Annotated in this window: 4 protein-coding genes and 1 tRNA gene; 3 read left to right on the top strand and 2 right to left on the bottom strand. The window is 71.3% G+C overall.

The genetic code is table 11. The features are described 5' to 3' along the window. Positions 1–90 precede the first annotated feature (90 nt). The 3 genes from AC2W7A_RS07840 to AC2W7A_RS07850 all read left to right on the top strand — a co-directional run bounded on the left by AC2W7A_RS07840 (position 91) and on the right by AC2W7A_RS07850 (position 3,049). The gene (locus tag AC2W7A_RS07840; RefSeq protein WP_485990866.1) at positions 91–522 is read left to right on the top strand and encodes a hypothetical protein; all 432 of its coding nucleotides are present in this window, start codon (positions 91–93) and stop codon (positions 520–522) included. After that, positions 438–2,066, top strand: a complete 1,629-nt coding sequence (locus tag AC2W7A_RS07845; protein ID WP_485990867.1) for a TPM domain-containing protein — start codon at positions 438–440, stop codon at positions 2,064–2,066. Before AC2W7A_RS07840 ends, AC2W7A_RS07845 begins: the two co-directional genes overlap by 85 nt. A 167-nt stretch (positions 2,067–2,233) precedes the next feature. Continuing rightward, positions 2,234–3,049, top strand: coding sequence for a PspA/IM30 family protein (locus AC2W7A_RS07850; RefSeq protein ID WP_485990868.1), 816 nt, complete (start codon positions 2,234–2,236; stop codon positions 3,047–3,049). Positions 3,050–3,229: 180 nt separating this feature from the next. On the opposite strand, the gene AC2W7A_RS07855 is transcribed toward AC2W7A_RS07850, so the two are convergent. Together AC2W7A_RS07855 and AC2W7A_RS07860 are read right to left on the bottom strand one after the other, a co-directional pair. After that, positions 3,230–3,303 (bottom strand) — tRNA-Met (locus AC2W7A_RS07855). 176 nt (positions 3,304–3,479) lie between these two features. Next, positions 3,480–6,531, bottom strand: a 3,052-nt coding sequence (locus AC2W7A_RS07860) for a UPF0182 family membrane protein (protein ID WP_485990869.1), incomplete at its 5' end; no start/stop codon positions are given.

Here is a 6,531-nt window from a genome sequence, read left to right on the forward strand (position 1 = left end):
GGTCGAGGGCGAGGGCCCGAGGCCGGCGTGGCCGCCCACTACGGGGCCCCGCTGCGCGAGTAGCGCGCCCTGGACCGCGGCAGGGCCCTCGTGGACCTGTCCCACCGGGCCGTGCTGTCCGTCTCCGGCCCCGACCGCCTCGAGTGGCTGCACACCCTCACCACGCAGCACCTGTCCCAGGCGAAGCCGGGCACCAGCACCGAGGCGCTCTTCCTGGACGCCAACGGCCGCATCGAGCACGGCGTCCACCTGCTCGAGGACGGCTCGGCCTGCTGGTTGGTGTTGGACCGGGCGGACGAGGACGCACTGCTGGACTGGTTGATGCGCATGCGCTTCGCCCACGAGGTGACGCTGCGCCGGCACACCGGCACCGTGGCGGTCGTCGGTGCCACCGCCGCCGTCCCCGGCTGGGAGGACCGCACCGTGTGGATCGACCCGTGGCCCGAGGTCGCCCCGGCGGCTGGGCCTACTCCGGCGCCGGACACCCGGGGGAGGACTGGTCCTGGCGCGAGTACCTCGTGACCGTGGACGACCTCGCGCAGACCGCCGCCGGCCTCGGCGCCGGCGGCTATCTCGTGTGGAAGCGCTCGCGCAAGGACTCGACGAAGGACGCCCGCCGCGGTCAGACCGCTGCCGCGCCCGCCGCACCCAAGGACCCGCTGGACGAGATGCCCCTCGAGGAGCTGCGCACCAAGGCCGGCTCCAGGCTGGTCGCCGCGGACGACGCGATCCGCTCCTCCGAGCAGGAGATGGGCTTTGCCGAGGCCGCCTACGGGGCGGACGCCATCGCCACGTTCCGCGAGGACATCGCCAAGGCGAAGGACCATATGCGGGCCTCCTTCCAGCTGCAGCAGCAGATGGAGGACGATATCCCGGACACCGAGGAGGACCAGCGCCGCTGGCTCAAGGAGATCATCGGCCGCTGCGACGAGGTCGGCACCGCCCTCGGCGCCCACCAGAAGGAGTTCGAGCAGCTCCGGGACCTGGAGAACCGCGTCCCGGACGCCCTCGCCGAGCTCGACACGGCCGTCCCCGCCGCCGAGCAGAAGGTGACCGAGGCCGAGCAGACCCTGGTGCGCCTGCACTCCTCCTACGCCGAGTCCGCGCTCGCCGAGGTCGGCGACAACGCCGAGCAGGCCCGGGAGCGCCTGGACTTCGTGCAGACCGCGGAGGACAAGGCCCGCACCTCGTGGGAGTCCGGAGACCGGCCGACCGCGGCCCTGGCCGTCCGCGCCGCCGAGGAGGCGCTGGACCAGGTCCGCACCCTCACCGAGGCCGTGCGCCGCTCGGAGTCGACGCTGTCCGAGACCATGGAGCATCTGCGTCAGGGCGTGGCCCAGTCCCGTCAGGACGTGGCCGAGGCCCAGGCCGTGGTGGACTCCGGCCGCAACCCGGAGCTGGCGGGCCCCATCGGCGGCCTGCAGGCCGTGCTCCAGGACGTCCGCACCCAGATGGACGCCGGCCGGCCGGACCCGGTCGACCTGATCCACCGGCTCGAGGCCGCGCACCGTCAGCTCAACGCTCCGCTGGCCGGCGTCCGTGACGCCCGCGAGCACGCCATGCAGGCCTCCCGCATGCTGCCGTCCGCCCTCAACCACGCCCAGGGACAGATCGACGGCACCGCGGACTTCATCTCCGCCCGCCGCGGCGCCGTGGGCCCGGAGGCCCGGTCGAAGCTGTCCGAGGCGGCCCGGACCCTGGACGCCGCCCGCGGCATGCGAAACTCCGATCCGGCAGAGGCCCTCGAGGCCGCCCACCACGCCTCCGACCTCGCCGAGCGCGCCTCGGAGCTCGCACGGCGGGACGTGACCACCTTCGGCATGCAGTACGGCGGCGCTGGCTACGGCCACGGCTTCGGAGGGGCGGACCGGTACCGCCGCGGCGGCTCGTCCTTCGGCTCGGGCCTGGGCGGCGCGATGCTCGGCGGCATCCTGATCAACTCGATCCTGAACTCCGGCTCCGGCGGCTCCGACTGGGGCGGCGGGGGCTTCGGCGGGTTCGGCGGAGGCGGCCTGTCCGGCGGGGACTTCGGCGGCTTCGGCGACATCTCGGGAGGCAGCTTCTGACCCTCCGGGACACCCGTCCTGCGCGGCGCACGCCGCACCACAGATCTCCGGTCCGCCGGACCGGCCCGCCGCCCCGTGAGGGGCCGCGGACCCGGCCCGAGGGGGCCGACACACGATGTACACCGCGTCGGTCGCTCATGACACCGGCACCACAGAAGGGAATCACCATGGTCAAGCAGTCCATCTTCGGCCGCATCTCCACCCTGGCGAAGGCCAACATCAACGCCATGCTGGACAAGGCCGAGGACCCGCAGAAGATGCTGGACCAGATGGTCCGGGACTACACGAACAACATCGCCGAGGCCGAGGCCGCGGTCGCCCAGACTATCGGCAACCTCCGCATGATCGAGGACGACTACCGCGAGGACCAGGACGCCGCGCGCAGCTGGGGCCAGAAGGCGCTGGCGGCCTCCCAGAAGGCCGACCAGTTCCGCTCCTCCGGCGACGACGCGAACGCCACCAAGTTCGACAACCTCGCGAAGGTCGCCATCGAGCGCCAGATGGACGCCGAGCGCCAGGCCAAGGCCGCCGAGCCGACCATCACCTCGCAGCGCGAGATCGTGGAGCGCTTGAAGACCGGCCTGGACCAGATGAAGGTCAAGCGCCAGCAGCTGGTCTCGAAGCGCGACGAGCTGACCGCCCGCGCCAAGTCCGCCCAGGCCCAGTCCGCCGTGGCTGACGCCGTGAAGTCCATCGACCTGCTGGACCCGACCTCCGAGGTCTCCCGCTTCGAGGAGAAGGTCCGCCGCGAGGAGGCCCGCGTGCGCGGCCAGCAGGAGCTCGCCGCCTCTTCCCTGGACTCCCAGTTCGAGTCCCTCGAGGACCTGGGCGAGCAGACCGAGGTCGAGGCCCGCCTCGCCGCCCTCAAGGCCGGCGACTCCCAGCCGTCCGAGCTGACCTCCGGCTCGGGCTCCGAGGACGCCGAGCTCTCCGTGGACTACTCCGCGGAGCAGACCGAGACCGGCGCCCGCACCCAGAACTGAGTCCGTTCCAGCGGAGGGGCCCGACGACGGCGCTCCCCCGCACGGCCCGACGGCCTCCTGGCATCCTGGCCGGGGGGCCGTCGTGCGCCTGCGGCCACCTGCCCGCCCCGCTCGCCTGCTGTGGAGCCCTTCCAGACATGCACAAGGCCCCCAGGACCGAAGTCCTGGGGGCCTGTCTCGTTGCGGGGGCAGGATTTGAACCTGCGACCTCCGGGTTATGAGCCCGGCGAGCTACCGAACTGCTCCACCCCGCGGCGACTTGTTCTACTTTACACACCCGGAGCCGGCACGCCAAATCGAGGGCGCATCAGACGACGAGATCCTCACCACACCCCGGAGACCTGACCACGGACGCGGGACGGCCCCGGCCCCGCCCCGCGGTGACGCGGGAGACGGAGGCCGGGGCCGTCGTCGTGGGGCTCAGCGGGCGTCAGCCCTGCTCGCCGTCCGACTCCTCGGAGGACTCCGGCGCGTCGGACTGCTCCGACGACTCCCCGCCGTCCGAGGAGCCGCCCTGTGCGGCCTCCTCGGCGGCGATGGCCGCCTCGAGGGCCCTGTTCAGGCGATCCTGCTGCTTGCCGTACTCGGCCCAGTCGCCCTCGGCGAGGGCCTCCTCTCCGCGCTCGATGGCGTCCTGCGCGTCCTTGAGCGCCGTCTCCAGGTCCGAGCCGACCGGGGCCGGGGTGTCCCCGCCCTGCTCGCCGTCGCCGGAGCCTCCCTCCTGAGAGCCGTCGCCGGACTCGCCCCCGCCGGTCTCCCCCTCGTCGAACTCCTGCTGCTCCTCCGGCGTCACCGCGCCGGAGTCGCCGTCGAACACCTGGTTGAGGGACTCCTCGAGGGTGTCCGCGAAGCCGACCTTGTCGCCGAAGGACACGAGGACCTTGCGGAGCGTCGGGTACGACGTGGGGCCCGAGGACCGCACGTACACCGGCTGCACGTAGAGGATGCCGCCGGCCACCGGAAGCGTGATCATGTTGCCGTTGATCACGTCCGAGGCGCCCTGACGGAGCAGATTCAGCTCCTGGGACACACTGTCGTTGGAGTCGAAGTTCGCCTGCGCCTGCCCCGGCCCGGGGACCGTGGTCTGCCGCGGCAGCTCCAGCAGGCGGAGGGTGCCGTAGGAGTCCTTCTTCTCGCCGTCCTCCCCGGTGCCGGCGTCCCCGTCCGCGGAGAGGAAGCCGTAGAGCACGTTGCGCTGCTGGGCGCCCTGCGTGATCTGCGGGATGAAGGTCGACGTCAGCGAGAACGCGGCCTCGTCCTGGCCGGGCATCTGCATGGTCATGTAGTACGGCGGCTGCTTGACCTTCTCGTCCTTCTGCGTCGGATCCGCGGGGACGGACCAGGCGTCGTTGTTCTCGTAGAAGTCGTCCGGGTCCGTCACGTGGTAGCGGCCCAGCAGCTCGCGCTGCACCTTGAACATGTCCTCCGGATAGCGGACGTGGTCCATGAGCTCGGCGCTCATCTCCGAGTACGGCTGCATGACGTCCGGGTAGACCTTCTGCCAGGCCTTCAGCAGCGGGTCCTCGGTGTCCCAGGCGTAGAGCTTCACGGAGCCGTCGTAGGCGTCCACCGTGGCCTTCACGGAGTTGCGGATGTAGTTCACCTGGCCCGTGAGGTTGAACTGCTCGTTGCGGTTCAGGGCGTCGGTGGTCGCCTCGCCCAGGGCCTGGGCCGTCGAGTACGGGAAGGCGTCGGAGGTGGTGTAGGCGTCCACGATCCACTGGATGCGGCCGTCCACGATCGCCGGGTAGGCGTTCGAGTCCACCGTCAGGAAGGGCGCGACCTTTTGGACACGGTCCACCGGGTTGCGGTCGTAAAGGATCTGGGAGGCCTCGTTCACGTCCGAGGACAGCACGAGCTCCGTCGAGCCGAACTTGACCGCGTACGCGAGCTGGTTGAACAGGTTGCCCACGGACGGGCCGCCGTCGCCGGAGAAGGTGTAGGCGGTGTCCTCGCCGGAGTCGGCGGTCTGCGGGCGGTCGCGCTCCTTCGCCGGCGCGCCCTCCGGGGCGCCGACCACGGAGTACTGCGGCGAGTTGGTGCCGAAGTAGATCCGCGGCTCATAGTTGTCCTCGTCCGCCAGCACGCCGGTGGTGGGGATGCCGGAGAGCAGGAACTTCGGGCGGCCCTGCGCGGCCACCTCGGAGGCGTCCGCGGCGACCATGCCGTAGCCGTGGGTGTACACGATGTGGCGGTTCACCCAGGACTGGTCCTGGCTGACGTTGACGTCGCGGACGGACACCACGGTGTCCCGGGTCTCGCCCTCCACGTCGTAGCGGTCCACGTGCAGGGTCTCCGGGAAGGTGTAGTACGGGCGGAACTGCTGCAGCTGCCCGAAGGTCTGGGAGAGCAGGTTCGGGTCCATCAGGCGGATGTTCGCCGTGTTCGCCGACTCCCCGGCGAGCGCTCCGGCCTCGGCGTCGGTGGCGCCCTCGTAGTTGGTGGTCTCCACGTGGTCCAGGCCGTACGCCTCACGGGTCATCTCGATGTTGCGCTGGATGTACTCGGCCTCGAGGGAGCGCTCGGACGGCTGCACCTGGTACTGCTGCACCAGGAACGGGTAGCCGGCGCCGACCACGAGCGAGGTGATCACCAGGACCGCCGTGCCCACCAGCGCGATCCGCCAGCGGCCGTTCAGGGCGGTCACCACGAACAGCACCGCCACGATCACGGCGGTCACCGCGAGGATCGCGGAGGTCGGGATCACGGCGTGCACGTCCGTGTAGAGCGCACCGGCCCAGGAGCCGTCCTGGGACTGCAGGGTGCGGTACCGGGCCAGCCAGTAGTTCACGCCCTGCAGGAGCAGGAAGAGCGCCGCGAACACGCCCACGTGGATGCGCGCGGACCTCTCCACGGTGAGTCCGCCCCGCTCCTCCACCCGGATCGCGCCGTAGAGGTAGTGGACGAGCAGGCCGGCGATGCCGGCCACCAGGACCACGGAGGTCAGGAAGCTGACCACCAGGCCCAGGAACGGGAGGGTGGCCAGGTAGAAGCTGATGTCCATGCCGAACTGCGGGTCCTGCCGGCCGTAGGGCTCCTGGTTCAGGAACAGCAGGACGGTCTGCCAGCCGTTCATGGCGGCGGAGCCGGCGAAGAGGCCGACGATCACGGGGACCGCCACGAACACGAGACGACGCATGGGCTCGAGCTGCCGCTGGTACTGGCTCAGCGAGTCCCGCCCGGCGGACGGGGACTTCTCCGGCCGGCCCTTCCAGGCCAGGCGGACGGCCAGCCACACGGCCAGCGCCATGAGGACCGCGGCGATCACGAACAGGGCCACGCGGGTCCAGATCTCGGTCCAGAACACGTCGGCGAAGCCGATCTGGTTGAACCAGAGGATCTCCGTGTAGACGCCGGTGAAGAGCATGAAGAGCCCGACCAGCACGGCCACGGAGATCAGCGTCAGCACGAGGGCGCTCGGGCGCCCGGGGCGGCGCGACCCGCCGTCCTTCTGCGGGCCGGCGCCCTTGCCGGGGCCGCCG

The organism is Micrococcus sp. LASM2_SD2 (genome assembly GCF_057364565.1).

Bases quoted from the DNA above. Each gene is read 5' to 3' on its own strand.
- AC2W7A_RS07850 (WP_485990868.1), top strand. From the start codon at position 2,234: ATGGTCAAGCAGTCCATCTTCGGCCGCATCTCCACCCTGGCGAAGGCC.